This is a genomic window from Microvirga puerhi (assembly GCF_020089865.1).
GTDB lineage: Bacteria > Pseudomonadota > Alphaproteobacteria > Rhizobiales > Beijerinckiaceae > Microvirga > Microvirga puerhi.
In genome coordinates this window covers 316,708-337,323 of record NZ_JAIRBM010000004.1, presented here as the reverse complement: position 1 = coordinate 337,323, position 20,616 = coordinate 316,708, and the positions used below count along the sequence as shown (strand labels likewise).

Here is a 20,616-nt window from a genome sequence, read left to right as displayed (position 1 = left end):
CTGCAGATGCTTGGGATCCGACACATTCGAACGAGGCCTTACACGCCGAAAACCAATGGCAAGGCCGAGCGCTTCATCCAAACGCTCCTGCGCGAGTGGGCTTACGCGATCCCGTTCAGCTCAGCGGTGCTTCATACCGAAGCTCCTCTCAGGCGATTGGGCGTCGTCGGCGTTGCCCAGTCGATGGAGAACCTGTCGGAGCTAACCATTCTGACTCGGGAGTACATGCCTGATTTCGAGCGAGAGTTCGAAAGGTTTGCGCCCCTTTTGGAAAGAAAGGGCGCTTCCTTACGTCAGTGGGTAACTGGGCGCATAGTCTCCGCCGCGAGGCCGGCATGCGGAGGAGACAGTCTCGGTGAGGGAGCATCATCCGGCCATACGGGCACATTCGGTTGTTTGGTTGAAAATGTGATCGGGGATCGTTTTATCTTAAGCTGCAATCACGTGATTGCTTGTGTGAACGGCGGAGTCCGGAACATTGATTCCATTTGGTCCCCCGGACCCAATAATGGCGGTACGAACTCGGACAAGATTGGAATTCTTCATGACTTTGCGGCGATAGTGCTTGGTGGAAACACAGCGAACTATTTCGATGCCGCTATCGCAAAGCCGGTCAATTTATCGGATGTTGATGAGAAAATTCGTACAATCGGGAAGCTCAGCGGGAGCTACGGTTATTCCTCGTTTGCACCTCTCGCCGTAGAAAAGCACGGTAGTGAGACGGCCTACACGAGCGGCAGCTTATTATATCGTGCAAACTTTCTGACTTCGTATCCCGGCAAGGGAGACGCTCTCTTCTTCGATCAATTCGGGATCGTCGGCAGTGTCGCTGAGTTCGCGAAACAGGGAGATTCCGGCGCTGTTGTTGTCGACTCTGCCAATCAATCGGCGGTCGGAATGGTGTTTGCCGTTGCTGAAGGCGTAGATTTAGCCTTTGCGAATCCGATCGAACCGATCTTGAACCACTTTGGGATGGCTATCGCGACGTGAAGCGATCGACGACGGAATTCATACGGGCTCTCGAAGAAGCAACACGTCGATTTCTTGGACACGGTCCAGTGCTCGGCGTTGCGCTGAAGGGGCCACTGGGGCCCTTAGTCTTCTTCCTCCATACCGCATCCGCGGAGAGCGAAAATTGTATCAGGGCGTGGGCCTCTGATCGGCAGCTTCAGGTTGAGTTTGTCATAACGGGGCGAATTTCATGAGAAGAGGGAGTCAGCCATGGCGCGGCCAAATCGTCTTCAGAAACTGATCAATAGGCCGATATCGATCCAACCTTCGCCTCCTCGCGGTGCTCCGCAGCCGGCAGCAGCAGCAACGTCTTCAGTCACGCCGGTTTTCGTAACGAAGGAAACAATTCGAACTTTCGCCGGAGCTACGACGGCCGTTTGGGGGATATGGATCGGTCTCTCCCTGTTGCTCCATGTACGGGCAAGTGAAGTTCTCTGGCTCGGATATCTTGTGTCGCTGGCAATCTCGCTATTCTTATGCTGGCAGGCCATTGCGGATCCGCGGCTGGATGAAAACGCAGCGACGCGCCTGTCGCCCTATGACAAGCGTGTGGCCTTCGGTTTGGCGATCATCAACTCCTTTCAAATTTTCTTCGCATTAATCCCCTGACGTAGATAGCCACAACATCTTGTGTTCCACCAAGGCGGGAATATTCCGAGTTAATGCCCGCTGTGGTAGTGGATTGCCTGTAGCAACCAGCCATAGAGGGGCACATGTACAACTACTGCCTTACATTCCGTATTGCTGAACAGACCGTTGGTGGGAAGACACCTTCAGAGCGGCGTCAAAGACTCATCGATAATGTCTACTCTACCAATGGGTTTTGGGCCGAACCGACCTCTTTCATGCTTGTTAATTCTGGTCTCAGCACGTCTGAATTAGCCAAAAAGGCATGTGCTGGACTAAGCGCCAGTCATGATCTGGTTTTCGTATTTGATCCAGAAGACATGTCGGCTTGTTACTTCGGACCAGTGAAGGAAGTGGACGTATTGAAATCCTTCTTTCCAAAAGCAAAGAAGGTTGAATAATTAGTATACTATATAGAACAGAGGGAAATTCCCTCTGTTCATTTAATAAGAAGGAGTATAATCATGATAAATTTGCGAGCAGGCGACGTATATTACACAGATGGCAAGAAGATTATTATCCTTAAGGTTTATGAAGATAAGCAGGAAATTGCAGAGTTTGTTAAGAGATTGAAATTGCAATAACTATACATTCATATTCGACATCATCAACATTAATATTGCTAGCCTTTCCTTTTCCAGATTCGAGAATTGCAGCTATACCTAATTGCAATTCTTCCTCTGAAGCAGATTTATTATAGGTTTTACGATATAAATCTCGTATAAAATCTCTAGGTATGCCCCTTAGAGTATTGTCTATATTGAAGCCTAGATGTTTATTTTTCTGAATAATCTGCCACAACCTTCGAAAAGCAATTTCTTTTGGCGTAAGCTTTTGGTTGCGCGTCATTGTGAGCCCTTACAAAGCAAGAAAAGAAGAGAATGGCCATTCTCAGTTGATGTTCGGCGGGGGCGAACCCTACGAACACCGGCCTTCTAGCTCTGATTCGTATTATGCGCAAGAATATAATTACATTGAACTTTATGAATACTATTTACTTACTTTGAAACTTTCAAACTATCAAAGTTTGTAACTATCATCGTCTATGCAGCACATAGCTCTGGTTCAGTCGAATGAACGACAACCTTCTTCATCACGCACTGGCCTAGAAGCGTATCGAACATGTTTTCGTTCTTCCGATTGTTGTGCCGAAAGCAGAATTCATCGATGTAGCTCTGAAGGTAGTGCTTCGACACCTGATGATAAATGCCGATGATGCCACGCTTCACGTTGCCCCAAAAGTTCTCGACGTTGTTGGTATGCACGAAGCCATCCGCAAATGCCTTCGTGTGATCGATGCGGAAGTGCAGATGCTCTGTCTTCGCCAGAATTTTATAGCCGCTGAATTCATCAGTCATAACGGTGCTCTTGCCCTTGACGACCTGATGCAGCACATCAAGAAGCTGCTTGCCTGTTAGCATTTGGCCGTTCTTATTAGGCACGGCCACGCGAGCATGAATCTTCTTCGTGGTACGATCTAGAACACCAACAACAGGCGTCTTGGACGTGCCGCGACCACGTTTGCTCTTGGCAGTAGGATTGCCGTCATCATCCTTGCGACGATTCTCCTTGCGCGGCTTGCCGCCGACATAGGTTTCGTCAATCTCAATGATGGTTTGAGCGAATTCAGGTTTGTCTACATTGCCCATGGCAATGCGAATTTGCTTCAGCATACGCCACGCTGTTTTATAGGTGACAGGAACCTCTCGCTTCAATTGATAAGCGGAAATGCCCTTCTTCCCGTTCAGGAAGAGGTGAATAGCAAACATCCAATCGCGCAGGTCCGTGGACGACTTTTCAAAGATCGTGTCCTTGAAAACCGAAAAACTTGAATTGCAGTCGTTGCAATGGAAGAACTTTGGTCGGCCTCTTTCAGGCACAACACGGTTCACGCCACCGCAAAGATGGCAATGAGGAACGGAAGAACCGTACCTAATCTGGATGAAGTGATTGATGACCGTTTGTTCGGTTGGAAATTTCTTCTGATACTCAACATAATTCATAGTCTTCTGCCCCCCTGGATGGGAAAAATGAGGTCGGAAGCTCGGCATTACAAGAGTCTGGAATGAAAATTTATATCAAATCAAAGTTGTTTGCTACGATGAGCCGTGTTATATATTTTGGATGGGTGCTATCCCCCTACCTGAAATGAAGCGAATGCCGTCTGATATGATCCTAGATCGCTTTTATATTAAAGATGTACTGCCACTACATATAGTGGTTATCTAGGTCAGGGGATTAATGCGATTTTCTTTTCTGCTTTGGGCTTGGTGACGGCTGGAAAGTTGGTCACCGGCGCAACGACATAAATTCTAGTGAAGACTTCGAAATCCATTGAAACACAGGATCACCCATCGCTTGGTTGCCATGCAGGTTTTGCGTTCTCAGTCGGGAAGGAGTTGCGCCTTGAACCTTCAGCAGCCTTTGCCCGATGGAACTCTCCAGATCGTCACTTATGACGAGCGGAGGGACGCCTGAGCGACGTGCGTGGTGCGCTTAGTGCCGGAGGGCGACTTTTCGATTCTCCTGCCGAAATTCTCGGAGAACTGTATATGGCGTCTATGGGTCACCATGAATCTCACGTCCGCTGACAGCAAAGGGCGTCCTAACGAGATTGGTAGCATTCGGGGGCAAGATTGCGCATTGAGTGACTTGGAATGACCGACCATCGTGCGCTTGGTAAGTTCGGCCGCACCAATGGCCGCCTCCGGTCTCGCCAGAATCCCCGACTAATGCCCGATACTGGATCACGTGGTCCGGAACGTCGATCCACTCTCCATTGACGAACATTTGCACACCGCCTGGGCTCAGACGGTAGGGAGCTGGCCGGCAATCCTGGTCATTGCAACAGCTGTTCCCCCAGAGGTCCTTCAGATGTGAGTAGGTGTCGTGGGCCTCGCTTGGCGCCCCGAAAGTGACCAGGAGAATAGCAGCATAGAAATCAAGCTTAAGAGGCATAGCCGCTTTCCCGGATGGGCTGGCGGCGCTCGTTAGAGCGTCGGGGGAACGCTACATAAGTCATTCTACTCCCAAGCAATGATCCTGTCGCGGCACTTGATGAAGGTCAGGCCGTGCCAAATCCGGACGTTGTCGCCCTATGCATCATGCCAACTGGCGGGATCACCCACGTCACGGCCAGACGCACCAAAGCATCCGTAGCCTTGGGTGACAATTGAGCTCGACGCGCGGACTGAATCGGCGCTTTCCCGCTGTCCCAACCAGGCAACGGCCTGTCCCAAAGCGTCAAGCCGATCAGTCCAATTGGCGCGATGATGAGCGCTCCTGCGGAAGCATGAGGGAATGCAGCTCCTCAATGCAACCGTAGAAAACAAGTTCGGGAGAAGCCCACGATGGATCGGCGATTTCGGCCGGGATGGGTTGCGCAGCCGATACGCACTGGCCCTGGTACATCATGCCCGCACGATACCGAGCCCATGTGGGAGAAGTTCGGAGCGTGGTCATGGCCAGTACGAGCCCCCTGAATCCGCCTCCTCTCGATCCGTTGGAAGCTTCAACGGCGCCGGCTGCGGAAAGCGGCATTGCGGCAGGCCGGCATGGGGCCGAATGGTTGCGCTGGATGCCCGGCCTCGGCACTCTTCTTCGGTATGAGGTCGCATGGCTCGGACACGACGTCGTCGCCGGTCTAGTGCTGGCGACCATGCTCGTTCCGGTCGGGATCGCCTATGCCGTGGCATCCGGCCTACCGGGCATCTGCGGCCTCTATGCCACCATTGTCCCGCTCCTGGTCTACGCGGTGTTCGGACCAAGTCGCATTCTCGTCCTGGGGCCGGACTCGGCCCTCGCAGCCGTCATTCTCGGCATTGTGCTCCCGCTATCCGGCGGAGATCCGCAGCGTGCCGTCGCCCTGGGCGGCATGATGGCGCTCGTGTCGGGGGCGGTCTTGGTCCTGGCTGGGTTCGCGCATCTGGGTTTCGTGACCGAGCTCCTGTCCAAGCCGATCCGCTATGGCTACATGAATGGTATTGCCTTGACGGTCCTGATCAGCCAGCTCCCCAAGCTTTTCGGCTTCTCGGTTGAGAGCACGGGGCCGTTGCGCGACCTCTCGGCGATCGGCGGAGCCATCCTAGCCGGCAGAACGAATTGGGTCGCCCTTGCGATTGGCTTGGGAACGCTGGCGACCATCCTATTGCTGCGGGGCAGACGCGTGCCCGGAATCCTGGTCGCCGTCGTCGGTGCCGCCGTCGTCGTCGGCATATTCGACCTCGCGGAGCGCCATCACGTCTCGATCCTCGGCTCCCTGCCTGAGGGCCTGCCCGGTTTCACGATCCCCAGGATCGGAATGGGAGACATCGTTCCCGTACTGATCGGGGGCTGCGCCGTCGCCATGGTGTCGTTCGCCGACACCAGCGTTCTCTCCCGCGCCTATGCCGCACGGACCCGCACCAATGTCGATCCCAACCAGGAGATGGTGGGGCTTGGGGCCGCCAATCTCGCCACCGGGTTCTTCCAAGGCTTCCCGATCAGCAGCAGCAGCTCACGCACGCCTGTGGCCGAGGCTGCCGGGGCGCGTACGCAATTGACCGGCATCGTCGGTGCGCTCGCCATCGCGGTGCTGCTACTGGTGGCCCCTAACCTTTTACGGAACCTTCCAAGCGCCGCACTCGCGGCTGTCGTGATCGCATCGGCCATCGGTCTGTTCGAGATAGCCGACCTCAAGCGAATCTATCGCATCCAACGCTGGGAATTCTGGCTGTCGATCGCGTGCTTCGCCGGCGTGGCCGTGTTCGGCGCTATTCCTGGAATCGGCTTGGCGATCGTGATCGCGGTGATCGAGTTCCTGTGGGACGGATGGCGTCCATACTCTGCGGTCCTGGGACGTCCAGCCGGCGTCGAAGGCTACCATGACGTCACGCGATATCCGGAGGCTCATCGGATTCCCGGCTTGGTTCTGTTCCGCTGGGATGCACCGCTGTTTTTCGCCAACGCGGAGTTGTTCCGCGAGCGGGTTCTCGGTGCGGTGGCGGAATCGCCGACGCCGGTGCGGTGCGTCGTTGTTGCGGCGGCACCGGTCACAAGCGTCGACGTCACTGCTGCCGATTCCCTGATGGAGCTTGACGAGACCCTGACGGCGCGAGACATCGAGCTTCGGTTCGCTGAGCTGAAGGATCCGGTCAAGGACAAGCTGCGACGCTTCGGGCTGTTCGACCGGTTCGGCGAGGCACGCTTCTATCCCACGATTGACGCGGCCGTGTCGCGATACCAGGGGACAACGTGAAAGGACTTCACCATGCTTGCCGAGATCAAGTGCACGTTTCTAGTGAAGCACGATGGAGCTCACTGAGCAGTTGGCTCACAGCATTGCCTTTCGACGTTCATGGCTCGCGGCGGCGCATAGCCTGTCTCAACACCTCGAAGATCACCGCGGTGGACCAGCCGAACAGCAGCACGCCATTCATCGCGGCCATCGGCCCAAGCAGCCGCCAGCGCTCGACCGGCACGACGTCGCCGTAACCGAGCGTCGTGTAATTGACGAAGGCGAAGTACAGAGCGTTCGTTCCGGCGGGCACCACATCCAGGATCGCATAGGCAAACGCCCACGTAACGACCTCCGCGATGTGCGCAACCATCAGAACTCCGACCGTCACGACCATGACAGCGGCGAGCCAAACGTGAGATTGGTGGCGATTCCACTTCGAGGCATTACGGGCAGTGCCTACGACTGTCGTCATGACGACCGCATGGATGGCGATGTTGCCCAGGCTGACGGCTCCGCCGAGGAGGAGTTGTCGCAGCATCATCGCGTCCTACGGCGAGTTGGCCGGGATCAGATAGAGGATGGCGGCGATGATGAGGTAGAGCGCGAGCAGTTGCGCCCCTCTGAACCAGGTGGAGTGGCCCGTCGTGGTGACGGTCGCGCCAAGGAGCACCGCCCCGAACAGCATCCACATCTCGGCCTGCGAGAACACCAGCTGGAACTGTGGCTGGCCCAGGGCCGGTGCGACTAGCAACAGGATCGGTGCCACGAACAATGCGATCTGCACGCAGCTCCCGAGCGCGATGCCGATGCTGAGATCCGGACGGTTGGCGCGCGCCATGGCGATGGCCGATCCGGACTCGGCCGCACCGCCGACGAGCGCAAGCACGATCAGCCCCATGAACATCTGCGACATGCCCAGCGCGTGCCCGGCCTGCTCGGCCGCGCCGACAAGAATCTCACTCATCCATGCGGCTCCGAGAGATGCGACGAGCAGAGTCACGATCCCCCTTGCGAGACTCGGATGCTCTCCCGCCTCCTCGTCCGATGGAGGGGCGTTGAGCTCGGCGAAGATCTCCGGGTGGGTCCGCAGCGAATAGAGCAGGAAGAGCCCATAGAGACCGAGCAGAATGATCGCCACGACCAGATCCAGGGTGTCGTGCACGCCTAGGTGGGGTTCGGTCTCGAGGGCGCGGTGGAACGCGCTCGGCAGCGCCAGACTGATCCAGGCTAGCACCATCGTCGACGAGTAGGTCCGTACCCCATCCACGTTGTACGCCTGGTCGTGGTGACGCCGGCCACCGAGTAGGAAGGAGAGACCGAGCGCAACGAGCAGGTTGGCGAGCAGTGCTCCGACGATGGAGGCGCGCACCATGTCCAGCAGACCGGCCCGCAGGGCAACCATGGCGATAATCAGTTCCGGCAGGTTGCCGAAGGTGGCGTTGAGAAGACCGCCGATCGTGGCGCCCGTGTGGGCGGCAACCTGTTCAGTCCCCTGCACGATGAGCTTGGCGAACGGCACGATGGCGAGGGCGGCGCAGAAGAAGACGACGCCGGCCGGGACGGTACCGGCGCGGTCGAAAATGGCGGCAACTGGCGCGAGGACCAGGAGCCATAGGACCGATGGCCTCAGCAGGGATGACCTAGGCTGAGGCGCAGCAGCCAGCGGGTGTGCATCGGGATATGGCTTGTCCGTCATGACCTCGTCCCTGCTCCCAGCGCGGGCCCAGCGAGGTATTACCCTAGCGCGGGCTGCGCGCGGTGCTTGATCGACAGGGACAGTCAATTGACGGTTTGGGTCACTCACACCACGGAACAGCCTCGGTCCCGCCGCCTGAATGCGAGATCTGCAAGAACTCAGGATATCGGTCCCGGCTCATCCGCTGCCGTTTCCCTACCCTTTACGAGCGCCCGCTGACGTTGGGCTTGCTGCCTTCTCTGGCTAACTTGGCCGCGAGCGCTACCTGCTGATGATGGTGAGCTCGTAGGAACTCATCCAAGCGAGAGGGCAATCCATGCGAATGAGCGTTCTGGGATATGCAGCGGCCTCGGTCCTGTCATTGGCCGCCTGCAATACAGTCACGCGTGGGACCAACGAGATAGTGACCATCACCACCAGCCCAGCATCCGCCCGGATCTGGACGTCTCTCGGGCACGAATGCCCCCGCTCCCCGTGCGCCGTGAAGGTCGACCGGAAGGTGGAGTTCACCGCCTACGCGCAAGCGCGAGGATATCGACAAGGCTCCGTGCTCGTGAAAGCGGTGCTCACCGAGCAGGCCGCTCCGGGGGTCCTTGGAAACGCGATCCTTCCAGGAGGATCGGTTGGTCTCGTCCTGGATGCTGCAGACGGGGCGATGTTGGATCACAGGCCCAACCCCGCTCAAATTGACCTTGTGCCGGTTCGTCGTGCCGGGCCCTCCTGATCTACGGTTGCCCGATCCTGCGAAGCTCAAGGTTCACGGATTCACAATGGCAGGTAAGGACATTTGTGAAACAGAGAGAAGTCTCAGACCCCGGCGGAGAAGACCTCAGCCGGCCATTGTCACGATCAAAGGTCCGCTTCGGGTTGCGACAACGGTATGTTCGTACTGAACGGTAGGAGCCTTGGGGCTGCTGTAGAGCGTCCATGGATCGTCACCATCCTCGGCCCACTCTGCGCCCAAGGACAGGAATGGCTCGACCGTGAACACCAGGCCGTCGCTCATGATGCGACGTTCAGAGGCATCGGGCCATGTGGCGATCTCTGTCGGCTCCTCATGGAGCGACAAGCCGACACCGTGACTGGCAAGGTTTCTGACGAGACTGTAGCCGTTTTTTCGTGCGAAGGCCCCGACGGCTTGACCGATACCGGCAATCGGTTTGCCGGCTCCCACTTGGCGCAGCCCCGTCCACATGGCCCGTCGGCCATCCTTGCAAAGACGTTCGATCGCGCGGGTGACAGGTGGAACGGCGAACGAGGCGCCCGTATCCGCATAAAAGCCGTTCTTCTCGGCGGAAACGTCGATATTGACCAGGTCGCCACGCTCGATCCGTCGGGCGCCGGGAATACCGTGAGCGATTTCCTCGTTCACGCTGATGCAGGTCGCCCCTGGAAAAGCGTAGGCCAACTCCGGAGCCGGACGCGCGCCTTCAGCCTCCAGGAGGTTTCGCCCAATCTGGTCGAGTTCAGCGGTGGTCATGCCCGGCTCAAGGGCCTTCCCCATCGCCTCAAGGGTATTGGCGACGATCCGCCCGATCTCCTTCAGGAGGGCGAGGTCGTTGTCATTCGAGATTGTCATATCAGGCTCTTCCGAAAGCCGGGACATAGCGCTTGTGAACGCGACGCACAAACGGGAATGTGCCAAAAATTCGCGGAAGACCGACTGCGAGGTCGGATCAAGTTGCGTTCAGGCGCGGCGTGGCCATTGCGTTTTTCAAAGCGGGCGCAGGCTGGAGGACCGTATTAATTGTGCTCGGCGCAGCATCCCAATTGTGCGCCTATTGGCTCTGACGCAATGCGGCGACGACTATCGGCGCAGCGAGCACCACTTACGATGAACAAACCGAGATTCGGCATGTCAGAGTTGATGCAGGAACATGCATCGATTTCAATCTGCGAAAAGCACCCATAAAATCAAAAAACCTTGGTTTTCCAAGGGGAAAATGGTGCTGCCAGAGAGGATTGAACTCTCGACCTCTCCCTTACCAAGGGAGTGCTCTACCACTGAGCTACGGCAGCATGCGTTGGGCGCGCCGGGTTACTGCCACAGGGGAGCGCCCGGCGCAAGTTTGAAGTTCAAATTTATTCCGCCGCAGCGATCTTGGAAGCCAGAGGCAGGTTCAGGGCGGTCCAGACCTCGACCAGGGCTCGGGCGAGCGAGTCCACGTGGGCGTCGGTGTGGAAGGGGCCAGGAGTGATCCGCAGGCGCTCGGTTCCCCGAGGGACCGTCGGATAGTTGATCGGCTGGATATAGATGCCGTGCTTGTCCAGCAGGCGGTCCGAGGCGGCCTTGCAGGCTTCCGCATCGCCCACCATCACCGGGACGATGTGCGTGACCGTGTCCAGGAGTGGCAGACCGGCCGCTGAGAGGACCGATTTCGTCCGGGCCACCTGACGCTGCTGCTTCTGCCGCTCGGCAGCGGAAGCTTTCAGATGGCGCACGGAGGCCGTCGCGGCCGCGGCAACGGCTGGGGGGAGAGCGGTCGTGAAGATGAAGCCAGGCGCGAAGCTGCGCACGGCATCGATGATCGCCCTGGTTGCGGCGATATAGCCGCCCATGACCCCGAAGGCCTTGCCGAGGGTGCCTTCGATCACATCGATTCGGTGCATGGCGCCCTCGCGCTCGGCGATGCCGCCACCTCGCGGGCCATACATTCCGACCGCATGGACTTCGTCCAGATAGGTCATGGCGCCATAGCGTTCGGCAAGATCGCAGATCGCGTGGATCGGCGAGATGTCCCCGTCCATGGAATAGACGCTCTCGAAGGCGATCAGCTTTGGCCGGTCGCCTGCGGCTCGGAGCAATTCCTCCAGATGGTCGAGGTCGTTATGGCGGAAAATCGCCTTCTCGCAGCCGGATTGGCGCACGCCCTCGATCATCGAGTTGTGGTTGAGGGCATCGGACAGAATCAGGCAGTTCGGAATCAGCTTGGCCAGGGTCGAGATGCCGGTCTGGTTCGACACGTAGCCGGAGGTGAACACGAGGGCCGCCTCCTTGCCATGGAGATCGGCCAGCTCGATTTCGAGACCGACAATAGCGTGGCTGTTGCCGGAAATGTTGCGGGTGCCCCCGGCGCCGGTGCCGATTCGCCAAGCGGTTTCCACCATGGCACGGGTCACGTCCCGATTCTGTCCCATGCCGAGATAATCGTTGGAGCACCAGACGGTGATGGGCCTCGGCCCCGCTGGACTATGCCAGATCGCGTCCGGGTAGCGACCTGCCAGGCGCTCGATGTCGGCAAAGACCCGGTAGCGGCGCTCCGACTGGAGACGCTCGAGGGCCGACGTAAAGAACTCTTGGTAATCCATCATCTCACCGGATGCAGCCATGCGACGCGGACATCATGTCGGTGCATGAACCAGACGACATTGATCCCCGTCAATGCCGGAGTCATGAGATATTCTGGTTGAGGCAGCGTTGCGAAGCCATTATTGGGTCGCGGCGACGATGGGTCGCGTGAAGCATGGCCGAGGATAAATCGCAGGACAGGGCCGACCGTCTGAAGGCGGCCTTGAAAGAGAATTTGAAAAGGCGCAAGGCCCAGGCCCGGGGACGAAAGGTTGCCAGCGGCCCTGGAACCGACAATTCTGCGCCCAATGTTACAGGCGACCGCGACAAGCCGTCCGACTAGGCTGGCAGGCCATAGAACGGCATAGCGCATGAGACGCAGCAAGGGGATTTTCATGGACCGCATTCGAATCCGGGGCGGCGCGCCTCTCACAGGCTCGATTCCGATCTCAGGTGCCAAGAACGCGGCCCTGCCTCTCATGATTGCCAGCCTTCTGACGGAGGAAACCCTGGAGCTCGGCAACGTGCCGCGCCTGGCGGACATCTCCTCGCTCCTGCGCATCATGAGCAATTTCGGCGTCGATCATATGATCGCCGGTCGCCGTCCGGGACAGACGATCGAGACCGGTCAGACGATTCGACTGACTGCACGGTCAGTCATTGATACCTGTGCGCCCTACGAACTCGTTTCGACCATGCGGGCGAGTTTTTGGGTCATTGCCCCGCTTCTGGCCCGTTTCGGCCATGCCAAAGTGTCCATGCCCGGCGGATGTGCCATCGGGACGAGACCGGTCGACCTGCTCATCATGGCCTTGGCCAAGCTTGGCGCGGCCATCGAAATCGACGGCGGATATGTGGTGGCGACCGCTGCCAAGGGTCTCAAGGGCGCGGAAATCGATTTTCCGAAGGTGACGGTTGGGGGCACCCATGTCGCTCTGATGGCGGCGACGCTGGCCGAGGGCACCACGGTGATCCGCAATGCGGCCCGGGAGCCTGAGGTTGTCGATCTCGCGGAATGCCTCATCAAGATGGGTGCAAAGATCCAGGGAGCCGGGACGTCGGAAATCGTGATCGAGGGCGTCTCACGCCTCGGTGGCGCGACCCATGAGGTGCTGCCTGACCGAATCGAGACGGGGACCTATGCCATGGCCGTCGCCATGACCGGCGGCGACATCGTGCTTGAGAACACCCGTTCCGAGCTCCTGCAATTCGCCCTGGACGTGCTCGGTCAGGCCGGAGCCGACGTGACTCCGACCCTTGGCGGCATCCGGGTGCGTCGCAACGGCAATGGAATCCAGCCCGTCGATGTGACGACGGATCCATTCCCCGGCTTCCCGACCGATCTACAGGCCCAGTTCATGGCCCTGATGACCCGGGCGGGCGGCACGTCCCGCATCCGCGAGACCATTTTCGAGAATCGCTTCATGCACGTGCAGGAGCTTGCCCGCCTCGGCGCCAAGATCCGACTTGATGGCGACAGCGCCTATGTGGAAGGCGTCCCGACCCTCAAAGGGGCTCCTGTTATGGCGACGGATCTGCGGGCTTCCGTGTCCCTCGTTATTGGCGGACTGGTGGCCGAGGGGGAAACGACGATCAACCGGGTCTACCATCTCGACCGGGGTTTCGAGGCTCTGGAGACCAAGCTCGCCCGCTGCGGCGCGGAAATCGAGCGGCTGAGAGGCTAATCGGCGACGTGGCGCTAGCCGGGTTCCACCCGGCAGGAGGTTGCGCTTGGCGCATGGGCTCTCTACCTAGCTGTCAAAGCTTCAAGAATAGGTTCTCGGCCCATGGATCTCCTGAAACTCGTCGCTCTCGATCAGGACGACCTCACGGTCATTTCGATGCATCTGCAGGACGCCATCGTGCGCGTTGGCGATATCGCCTATCTGCCCAAGGAGCGCTGCTTCGCCATCGTGGCCCGGCGCTTTGATTGGGAGGCCGGCTCCGCCGTGCCGCCCCAACGACGTCTGACAGGCATGCATCTTCAGCAGGTGAAGGCCGTACGGGTTCGAGGCATCGATCAGTCCGACAAGGATGCCGTGCTCGATCTCCTGGCGATTTCCTTTGAGGAGCATGATGCACCGTCAGGTACGGTGAGCTTGATCTTTGCCGACGGCGGAGCCATTCAGGTCGATGTGGATTGCATCGAGATGCAGATGAAAGATTTAGGACCTGTTTGGGCGGCTGAGAGCCGACCCTCTCACGGCGAGACTTCGGCGGAGTCCATCTGATGGCGCAAAGGCTGAATGCGCGGGACCCCGATTTCCCGCAGGCTTTCGCCGCGCTTCTCGCCACCAAGCGCGAAATCTCGGAGGATGTCGATCAGGCTGTCCGCGTGATTATCGATGATGTGGTGGCGCGCGGGGATGCCGCGCTTATCGACTATACGAGCCGTTTCGACCAGCTTGATCTCACGCCTGAAACGCTGCGGATCTCCGATGCTGAAATCGATGCTGCCGAGACGCAATGTTCGAGAGATGCGCTCGAAGCGCTCGCTCTCGCGAAGGCGCGTATCGAGACCTATCACCGCGCTCAGCGTCCGCAGGATGCCATGACCACGGACGCGGTCGGCGTCACTCTGGGCTGGCGCTGGACTGCTATCGAATCCGTAGGACTCTACGTTCCCGGAGGCCGCGCGAGCTATCCGTCCTCGGTCCTGATGAATGCTGTCCCGGCGAAAGTGGCGGGCGTGCCTCGTATTGCGATGGTCGTACCGACGCCGCGAGGCGAGACCAATCCGCTCGTGCTGGCCGCAGCGCGCCTTGCCGGTGTTGATGAGGTCCTCCGCATCGGGGGCGCCCAGGCCGTTGCAGCGCTTGCTTATGGAACCGCCACCATTCAGCCGGTCGCCAAGATCGTGGGGCCCGGAAATGCCTATGTGGCGGCGGCCAAACGTAGGGTCTTCGGCCAGGTGGGTATCGATATGATCGCCGGCCCTTCGGAAGTCCTGATCCTGGCCGACGCCCATGCCAATCCAGATTGGGTCGCGGCGGATCTCCTGGCGCAGGCCGAGCACGATCCCGTCGCTCAGTCGATTCTCGTGACGGACAGCCCGGCGCTTGCCGATGCCGTAGAGGTAGCTGTCGAGCACCAGCTCCAGACGCTTCCCAAGGCCGAGATCGCTGGTGCAAGCTGGCGCGACTTCGGGGCGATTATTCTTGTCGAGAGCCTTGTCGACGCCGTACCACTTGTCGATCGGCTGGCTCCTGAACATCTGGAGATCGAAACCGAAGATGCGGAAGCCTTGGCCGCCAAGGTCCGCAATGCAGGCTCGATTTTTCTCGGCAGTCACACGCCGGAGGCCATCGGTGACTATGTGGGCGGGCCGAACCATGTCCTGCCGACTGCACGCTCGGCTCGGTTCTCGTCAGGCCTTGGGGTGCTTGACTTCATGAAGCGGACCTCGATTCTGAAATGCGATCCGGGAGCGTTGCGGGCTCTCGGGCCGGCGGCCATCGCACTCGGGCGGTCGGAAGGGCTTGAGGGGCATGCGCGATCGGTGGCGATCCGCCTGAACCTGTGACGGATCGGAGGTCGCATGGCGAGCGAAGCGAACGAGCGATGCCGACTGGTCGCCGTCACGCTCGATGAGACCTCCATCGGCCGGGGCAATCCGGACCAGGAACATGAGCGGGCCATCGCCATCTACGACATTCTCGAAGAGAACTATTTCGCGTTGCCGCAATACGAGGGTGGCCCTTATCTCCTCCATATCGGCCTGATCGAGAAGAAGCTCTGTTTCGAGGTGAAAAGTCAGGATGGCGCGGTGCTCGTCACGCATCACCTGTCGCTGACGCCGTTCCGCAGAACGATCCGCGACTACGAACTCATCTGCGATAGCTATTACAGAGCCATTCGCGAGGCTTCGGCTGCCCAGATCGAGGCGATCGATATGGGGCGGCGCGGCCTTCACAACGAGGCTGCCGAACTGTTGATGAAGCGATTGGACGGCAAGCTTGTTCTCGATTTCGACACGGCTCGGCGCATCTTCACGCTGATCTTCGCACTGCACTGGAAGGGCTGAGTACGGTGGAGGCGCAATCCAGGCGGATCCATTCCGTGCTTTTCGTCTGCGCTATGAACGCGGTGCGTTCCCCCATGGCGGAGGCGATCGCGCGGCATTATTTCGGCCGGTCGATCTATGTGCAGTCTGCCGGCGTCCGGAAGGGAGAGCCCAACAGCTTCATGGTAACGGCGCTGGACGAGATCGGCATCGATGGCAGCAAGCATAAGCCGCGTACCCTGACGGAGCTCGAGGAATGGGAGGGGCTCAACTTCGATCTGATCATTACGCTTTCGCCGGAAGCGCATCATACGGCACTCGAGCTGACCCGAACTCTCGCCGCGGACGTCGAATATTGGCCGACGCCGGATCCGACACTGACGCAGGGCACGCGCGAGCAGGTGCTTGATGCCTATCGTAACGTTAGGGATGGGTTGTCTTATCGCATTCGTCTTCGTTTGAAACAGGGCTCAGAAGCCGAGCGCCCGGATCAGGCTGAGAGTCCCTAATCCGGCGGCAAGGCCGGCGAGTTCGAAACGCGTCACGGTCATCACGACGATTCCGGCTGCAATGCTCACGAATGCCGGAACTCCAGCATCGAGAATCATTGGCAGGACGGTTGCGAGGATGATGGAGCCAGGCAGGGCGCGCAGGCCGCGCTCCATCCGCGGTGTGATCGCGACCCGGCTCATCACGACCGCTCCTGCGATGCGACAGAGGTAAGTTGCAAGCGCCATGGCCGCGATGGCCAGAGCCGAGCCCCAGGGGCCAGCGGCGAGGGTGGCAAAATCGCTCATTCCATCACCATCCCGGCGATAACACCTGCGAGCGCTCCGGCGATGATGAAGACATAGCCGGGCATGAGCGCATGAACGATGAGGGAAACAAGACCTGCCACGAGCCAGGGGAGGGCGGGTTTCGCGCCTTTCCACAATGGCACGAGCATCACGCTGAAGAAGATCGGCATCACCAGATCGAGGCCGAAGCGCTTCGGCTCGGGAACCAGCGCTCCGGCGAAATAGCCCAGGAAGGTCGAGGCCTGCCAAAGGAGCCAGAGAGCTAGCCCGCAACCGAGCAGCATTCCCGTGTTGCGTCCGCCCTCGCTATGATAGCGCGTTCCGATCAGCCAGCCGGCGTCGGTCAGGAGGAAGAGATTGAGAGCGCTGCGCGCTTTCGGCTCATGCTTCAGCCAGGGCTGCAACGTGGCGCCGAGCAGGATCATGCGGGCGTTGACCACGGCAGTGACGGTCATAATCGTGAGGATGGTCGCGGGCGACCAGACCTTCTGCCAGATTTCGAGACCGACCATCTGCGAAGAGCCCGCATACACGAAGGCGCTCAGCCCCATAGTCTCCCCGAGCGACAGCCCTTTTTGAGCTGCGGCCGCCCCGAAAGCCATCGCAAACACGATGAAGCCCGGAAAGGCCGGAAGGGCCGCCCGGGCGCCATGGACAAGGCCGGATAAGGAAAAATGCGGGCGAAGGGTGGACATGGATCGCACGGTGTTGACGCTGCTCCATGCCTTCCGGCTCCGCCTACGTCAACACCAGCCTTCGCCAGAGTTGGATGATTTAGGTCTCTGCTTCCTTCCGGTGGCCGTTGCGGCTGAGCAGCCAGCCGCCGGCGATGACGATCAGGGCGCCCGCGGCTGCGGCGCTGTAGAGCACCAAGCCCACGGGCTTGAGATCGAGCGGCGGGTGTCCCGGATCCGGCAGCACGAGTTGAGGGTAGGTGGCGAGCCAACCGAGGATGACGGGGTCCGTTACGATCATCTCGGCGGCGATGTAGCCCAGCAGTGCCGCACCGGCCCATACGAAGATGGGGAAACGGGTCAGGAGGTTGGTGATCAGCGATGCGCCGACCATGATCAGCGGGATCGACAGGAGAAGACCGAAGATGAACAGCTCCGGGTGGCCACGCGACGCTGCCGCAATCGCGACCACGTTGTCCAGGCTCATCACCGCATCTGCGATCGCGATCGTGCGGACGGCCTTCCATAGCGATTCGCTTGCCTTGACCTCATGGCCGCCGTCCTCTTCTCCCTGGATCAGCTTGAGGGCGATCCAGAACAGGAGAAGGCCGCCGACGATGCGCAGATAGGGAACGCCGAGCAGATAGGAAATGGCCAGGGCGAAGAGGATCCGGAGTCCGACGGCGACGCTGGCACCGAGGAAAATGCCGAGCTTGCGCTGATGCGGCGGAAGCGAGCGGCATGCCATGGCAATAACGACTGCATTGTCGCCCGATAGCAGAATGTCGATCCAGACGACCTGGAGCAGGGATAGAAGAAATGTGCTTGAGAGAAAATAGTCCATGCGCCTGGCTCTGGAGATCCTTGAGACGTGTCGAGAGATAAGGCTGCTTAGGTATATATGAAAGACCGGGTTTCAAAGGTCTAATCTGCCCAAAAATCCGGCAACTTCATCGTTCTAGGGTAGTGGATCAGCCGAAGGTCTTACGCTCTTCAGCCCGTCCTTTGGGCGGCAGGTCTTGAAAACTGAGCCGATTTGGGTGATCCCGAAAGTGATTTGAACACAAATCGATCGTGAAAAACAAAGGAGTGCGCGTCAGACGCGCTCTGCCGGGAGGCTGAATGTCCATGTCTCAAGAGCGCGTGCGGGAACGCCGCGGGCTTGTCCGCTCGTCTCAAAATCTCGCCGCAGGGTTGTTTCTGGTGTTCATCGCAGCGCTGGCGCTGTGGCTGACGGGGGACCTGCCGCAGGGGCGTCTCGGCGCCATGGGGCCCGGCATGCTTCCGGATTGGCTCGCCTATGCGGTAGGGCTTTGTGGCTTGGCCCTCGCGGGTTCCGGCCTCCTCAAGGAGGGCGATTCCCTCGAGGCTTGGGGTCTGCGTGGCCCATTCTTTGTGATTTTGGCCGTTGTGGCTTTTGCGGTGACCATCCGGCCGTTCAGTCTGGGGCCGCTGGTCATTCCTGGGCTTGGAATGATCGTTGCTGGGCCGCTCGCCATCGTGATCGGCGGTTATGCGACGTCGGAAGCTCAGTTCCGGCCACTCCTTGTCCTGGCGCTCGGCCTGACACCATTCTGCATGGTGCTCTTCGGAGACCTGCTCAACCTGCCTATCCCTATCTTTCCGCAGGCGCTTGCCGATCTTCTGCCGGCGACGTGGTCGCAGAAGGCCATTCTCAGGCTCCTTGCCGCGCTCATGGTGCTGGCAGCGGCCGCGATGCATCTCTCGGATCGAGGGCGTAAGAGCCGCAAGATCGACGTCGTCAGGCAGCCTGAGGAGATCTAAATGAACGAGCTGATCTCCAACCTGAGCCTCGGTTTCGGCGTTGCGGCGTCTATGCAGAATCTCGGCCTCGCCTTCATGGGATGCCTCGTCGGCACCCTGATCGGGGTGCTGCCCGGCGTCGGCCCCATCGCCACCATCGCGATGCTTCTGCCCATCACCTTCGGACTTGATCCCGTCGGCGCACTCATCATGCTGGCCGGGATCTATTACGGTGCGCAGTATGGCGGGTCGACCACCGCGATCCTGGTCAACATTCCGGGCGAGGCGACGTCTGTCGTCACGACGCTCGATGGCCACCAGATGGCGCGTCAGGGCCGTGCCGGCGTGGCGCTCGGTATCGCCGCTATCGGATCGTTTTTTGCCGGCACGGTGGCGACGGTCATCATCGCCGCCCTCGGGGCGCCGTTGACAAAGCTCGCCCTGATCTTCGGGCCGGCGGAGTATTTCTCGCTTATGGTGATGGGCCTGGTCTTCGCGGTCGTTCTAGCGCGGGGGTCGATCCTCAAGGCCGTGTCGATGATCTTCCTCGGCGTCCTGCTCTCCACCGTCGGAACGGACCTGGAGACCGGCCAGGAGCGCATGACCTTCGGGCTGCAGTTCCTGACGGACGGCATCGATTTCGCGGTGCTCGCCATGGGTGTGTTCGGTGTCGCGGAAATCCTGCGCAATCTCGAGAATACCGAAACACGCGATGTGGTTCGCCAGGCGATCGGCCGCCTTCTGCCGAACCGGGACGACTTCAGGCAGGCGGGACCGTCCGTGGTGCGCGGCACCTTCATCGGTGCCATCCTCGGCATTCTTCCAGGCAACGGAGCGGTATTGGGGCCCTTCGCGTCCTATACGATCGAAAAGAAGATCGCCAAGGATCCGAGCCGGTTCGGCCGTGGCGCCATCGAGGGCGTGGCGGGACCCGAATCCGCCAACAATGCCGGCGCGCAGACGTCGTTCATTCCTCTCCTGACCCTGGGCATTCCTCCGAATGCCGTCATGGCCCTGATGGTCGGTGCCATGACGATCCACGGCATCGTTCCCGGGCCGCAGGTGATGACACGCAACCCGGATCTGTTCTGGGGCATGATCGCCTCCATGTGGATCGGCAACCTGATGCTGCTGATCATCAATTTGCCGATGGTGGGCATGTGGGTACGCCTGCTCAAGGTACCCTATCACCTCATGTTCCCGGCGATCCTGATGTTCTGCTGCATCGGTATCTACTCGATCAATTCGCTGCCGACGGACGTGATGTTCATCGGGGTGTTCGGTCTCCTGGGATACCTGCTCATCAAGTTCGGCTTCGAGCCTGCGCCTCTGCTGCTCGGTTTCGTGCTCGGCAAACTTCTGGAGGAAAATCTCCGGCGGGCGCTCATCCTGTCGCGCGGATCCCTTGAGACGTTCATTGACCGGCCGGTGAGTGCCGGCCTGCTGCTCGTCGCAATCGTGCTGCTTGCCCTTGCCCTGCTGCCGTCGATCCGGAAAGGCAGAGATGAGGTCTTCACCGAGTAGCTTGTCCAAACGA

At 59.4% G+C, this 20,616-nt stretch carries 20 protein-coding genes, 1 tRNA gene and 1 pseudogene; 12 read left to right on the top strand and 10 right to left on the bottom strand.

From position 1 onward, the window contains the following. The 3 genes and pseudogenes from K9B37_RS07850 to K9B37_RS07840 all read left to right on the top strand — a co-directional run. Positions 1–126 (top strand): annotated as a pseudogene (locus tag K9B37_RS07850) (integrase core domain-containing protein); the annotation flags it as partial. A gap of 1,095 nt (positions 127–1,221) precedes the next feature. Beyond that, positions 1,222–1,620 carry a hypothetical protein gene (locus K9B37_RS07845; RefSeq protein WP_224312504.1) on the top strand — a complete coding sequence of 133 codons (399 nt, stop codon included), beginning with the start codon at positions 1,222–1,224 and terminating at the stop codon, positions 1,618–1,620. A gap of 104 nt (positions 1,621–1,724) precedes the next feature. Then, positions 1,725–2,039 (top strand): hypothetical protein, encoded by a 315-nt coding sequence (locus K9B37_RS07840; protein ID WP_224312503.1) that lies wholly within the window; start codon positions 1,725–1,727, stop codon positions 2,037–2,039. Positions 2,040–2,199: 160 nt separating this feature from the next. Here the strand turns inward: K9B37_RS07840 and K9B37_RS07835 are convergent, their stop codons facing one another. Together K9B37_RS07835 and K9B37_RS07830 are read right to left on the bottom strand one after the other, a co-directional pair. Continuing rightward, positions 2,200–2,487, bottom strand: coding sequence for a hypothetical protein (locus K9B37_RS07835; RefSeq protein ID WP_224312502.1), 288 nt, complete (start codon positions 2,485–2,487; stop codon positions 2,200–2,202). A 194-nt stretch (positions 2,488–2,681) separates the two neighbouring features. Beyond that, positions 2,682–3,641 carry an IS1595 family transposase gene (locus tag K9B37_RS07830; protein ID WP_224312501.1) on the bottom strand — a complete coding sequence of 320 codons (960 nt, stop codon included), beginning with the start codon at positions 3,639–3,641 and terminating at the stop codon, positions 2,682–2,684. Positions 3,642–5,215: 1,574 nt separating this feature from the next. On the opposite strand from K9B37_RS07830, the gene K9B37_RS07825 reads away from it, so the two are divergent. Beyond that, complete coding sequence (locus K9B37_RS07825) at positions 5,216–6,874, top strand: SulP family inorganic anion transporter (protein ID WP_224312535.1); 1,659 nt, start codon at positions 5,216–5,218, stop codon at positions 6,872–6,874. A gap of 97 nt (positions 6,875–6,971) precedes the next feature. Here K9B37_RS07825 and K9B37_RS07820 read toward each other — a convergent pair whose 3' ends face one another. Both K9B37_RS07820 and cax read right to left on the bottom strand, forming a co-directional pair. Next, entirely contained in the window at positions 6,972–7,397 is a 426-nt protein-coding gene (locus K9B37_RS07820) for a potassium channel family protein (RefSeq protein ID WP_369414248.1), read from the bottom strand. A gap of 6 nt (positions 7,398–7,403) precedes the next feature. Continuing rightward, on the bottom strand, positions 7,404–8,552 hold the full coding sequence (gene cax / locus K9B37_RS07815) for a calcium/proton exchanger (protein ID WP_224312500.1): 1,149 nt from the start codon (positions 8,550–8,552) through the stop codon (positions 7,404–7,406). Between the two features lie 316 nt (positions 8,553–8,868). On the opposite strand from cax, the gene K9B37_RS07810 reads away from it, so the two are divergent. After that, a complete protein-coding gene (locus tag K9B37_RS07810) occupies positions 8,869–9,276 on the top strand; it encodes a translation initiation factor 2 (RefSeq protein WP_224312499.1) in 408 nt (135 codons plus the stop codon). A gap of 105 nt (positions 9,277–9,381) precedes the next feature. On the opposite strand, the gene map is transcribed toward K9B37_RS07810, so the two are convergent. From map to hemA, 3 genes are all read right to left on the bottom strand, one after another. After that, positions 9,382–10,131: a type I methionyl aminopeptidase gene (gene map, locus K9B37_RS07805; protein ID WP_224312498.1), complete on the bottom strand. Its 750-nt coding sequence runs from the start codon at positions 10,129–10,131 to the stop codon at positions 9,382–9,384. Positions 10,132–10,496: 365 nt separating this feature from the next. Continuing rightward, positions 10,497–10,571: transfer RNA gene (locus K9B37_RS07800), tRNA-Thr, on the bottom strand. Positions 10,572–10,634: 63 nt separating this feature from the next. Next, positions 10,635–11,861, bottom strand: a complete 1,227-nt coding sequence (gene hemA / locus K9B37_RS07795; RefSeq protein WP_224312533.1) for a 5-aminolevulinate synthase — start codon at positions 11,859–11,861, stop codon at positions 10,635–10,637. Positions 11,862–12,236: 375 nt separating this feature from the next. Between hemA and murA the strand changes: the two genes are divergently transcribed. From murA to K9B37_RS07770, 5 genes are all read left to right on the top strand, one after another. Next, entirely contained in the window at positions 12,237–13,526 is a 1,290-nt protein-coding gene (gene murA, locus K9B37_RS07790; protein ID WP_224312497.1) for a UDP-N-acetylglucosamine 1-carboxyvinyltransferase, read from the top strand. A 102-nt stretch (positions 13,527–13,628) separates the two neighbouring features. Next, the gene (locus K9B37_RS07785; protein ID WP_224312496.1) at positions 13,629–14,072 is read left to right on the top strand and encodes a DUF2948 family protein; all 444 of its coding nucleotides are present in this window, start codon (positions 13,629–13,631) and stop codon (positions 14,070–14,072) included. Then, a complete protein-coding gene (gene hisD, locus K9B37_RS07780) occupies positions 14,072–15,364 on the top strand; it encodes a histidinol dehydrogenase (RefSeq protein WP_224312495.1) in 1,293 nt (430 codons plus the stop codon). The genes K9B37_RS07785 and hisD overlap by 1 nt, the downstream gene beginning before the upstream one ends. A gap of 15 nt (positions 15,365–15,379) precedes the next feature. Then, the gene (locus K9B37_RS07775; RefSeq protein WP_224312494.1) at positions 15,380–15,865 is read left to right on the top strand and encodes a UPF0262 family protein; all 486 of its coding nucleotides are present in this window, start codon (positions 15,380–15,382) and stop codon (positions 15,863–15,865) included. Between the two features lie 26 nt (positions 15,866–15,891). Beyond that, positions 15,892–16,353, top strand: a complete 462-nt coding sequence (locus K9B37_RS07770) for an arsenate-mycothiol transferase ArsC (protein WP_224312532.1) — start codon at positions 15,892–15,894, stop codon at positions 16,351–16,353. On the opposite strand, the gene K9B37_RS07765 is transcribed toward K9B37_RS07770, so the two are convergent. The 3 genes from K9B37_RS07765 to K9B37_RS07755 form a co-directional block, all read right to left on the bottom strand. Further along, positions 16,315–16,641 carry an AzlD family protein gene (locus K9B37_RS07765; protein ID WP_224312493.1) on the bottom strand — a complete coding sequence of 109 codons (327 nt, stop codon included), beginning with the start codon at positions 16,639–16,641 and terminating at the stop codon, positions 16,315–16,317. The two genes, K9B37_RS07770 and K9B37_RS07765, sit on opposite strands and share 39 nt — an antisense overlap. Continuing rightward, the gene (locus tag K9B37_RS07760; protein ID WP_224312492.1) at positions 16,638–17,336 is read right to left on the bottom strand and encodes an AzlC family ABC transporter permease; all 699 of its coding nucleotides are present in this window, start codon (positions 17,334–17,336) and stop codon (positions 16,638–16,640) included. The genes K9B37_RS07765 and K9B37_RS07760 overlap by 4 nt, the downstream gene beginning before the upstream one ends. Positions 17,337–17,415: 79 nt before the next feature. Beyond that, positions 17,416–18,159, bottom strand: a complete 744-nt coding sequence (locus K9B37_RS07755; RefSeq protein ID WP_224312491.1) for a TerC family protein — start codon at positions 18,157–18,159, stop codon at positions 17,416–17,418. Between the two features lie 278 nt (positions 18,160–18,437). Between K9B37_RS07755 and K9B37_RS07750 the strand changes: the two genes are divergently transcribed. Together K9B37_RS07750 and K9B37_RS07745 are read left to right on the top strand one after the other, a co-directional pair. Further along, complete coding sequence (locus tag K9B37_RS07750; RefSeq protein WP_224312490.1) at positions 18,438–19,100, top strand: tripartite tricarboxylate transporter TctB family protein; 663 nt, start codon at positions 18,438–18,440, stop codon at positions 19,098–19,100. Then, positions 19,101–20,603: a tripartite tricarboxylate transporter permease gene (locus tag K9B37_RS07745; protein WP_224312489.1), complete on the top strand. Its 1,503-nt coding sequence runs from the start codon at positions 19,101–19,103 to the stop codon at positions 20,601–20,603. Positions 20,604–20,616 lie beyond the last annotated feature (13 nt).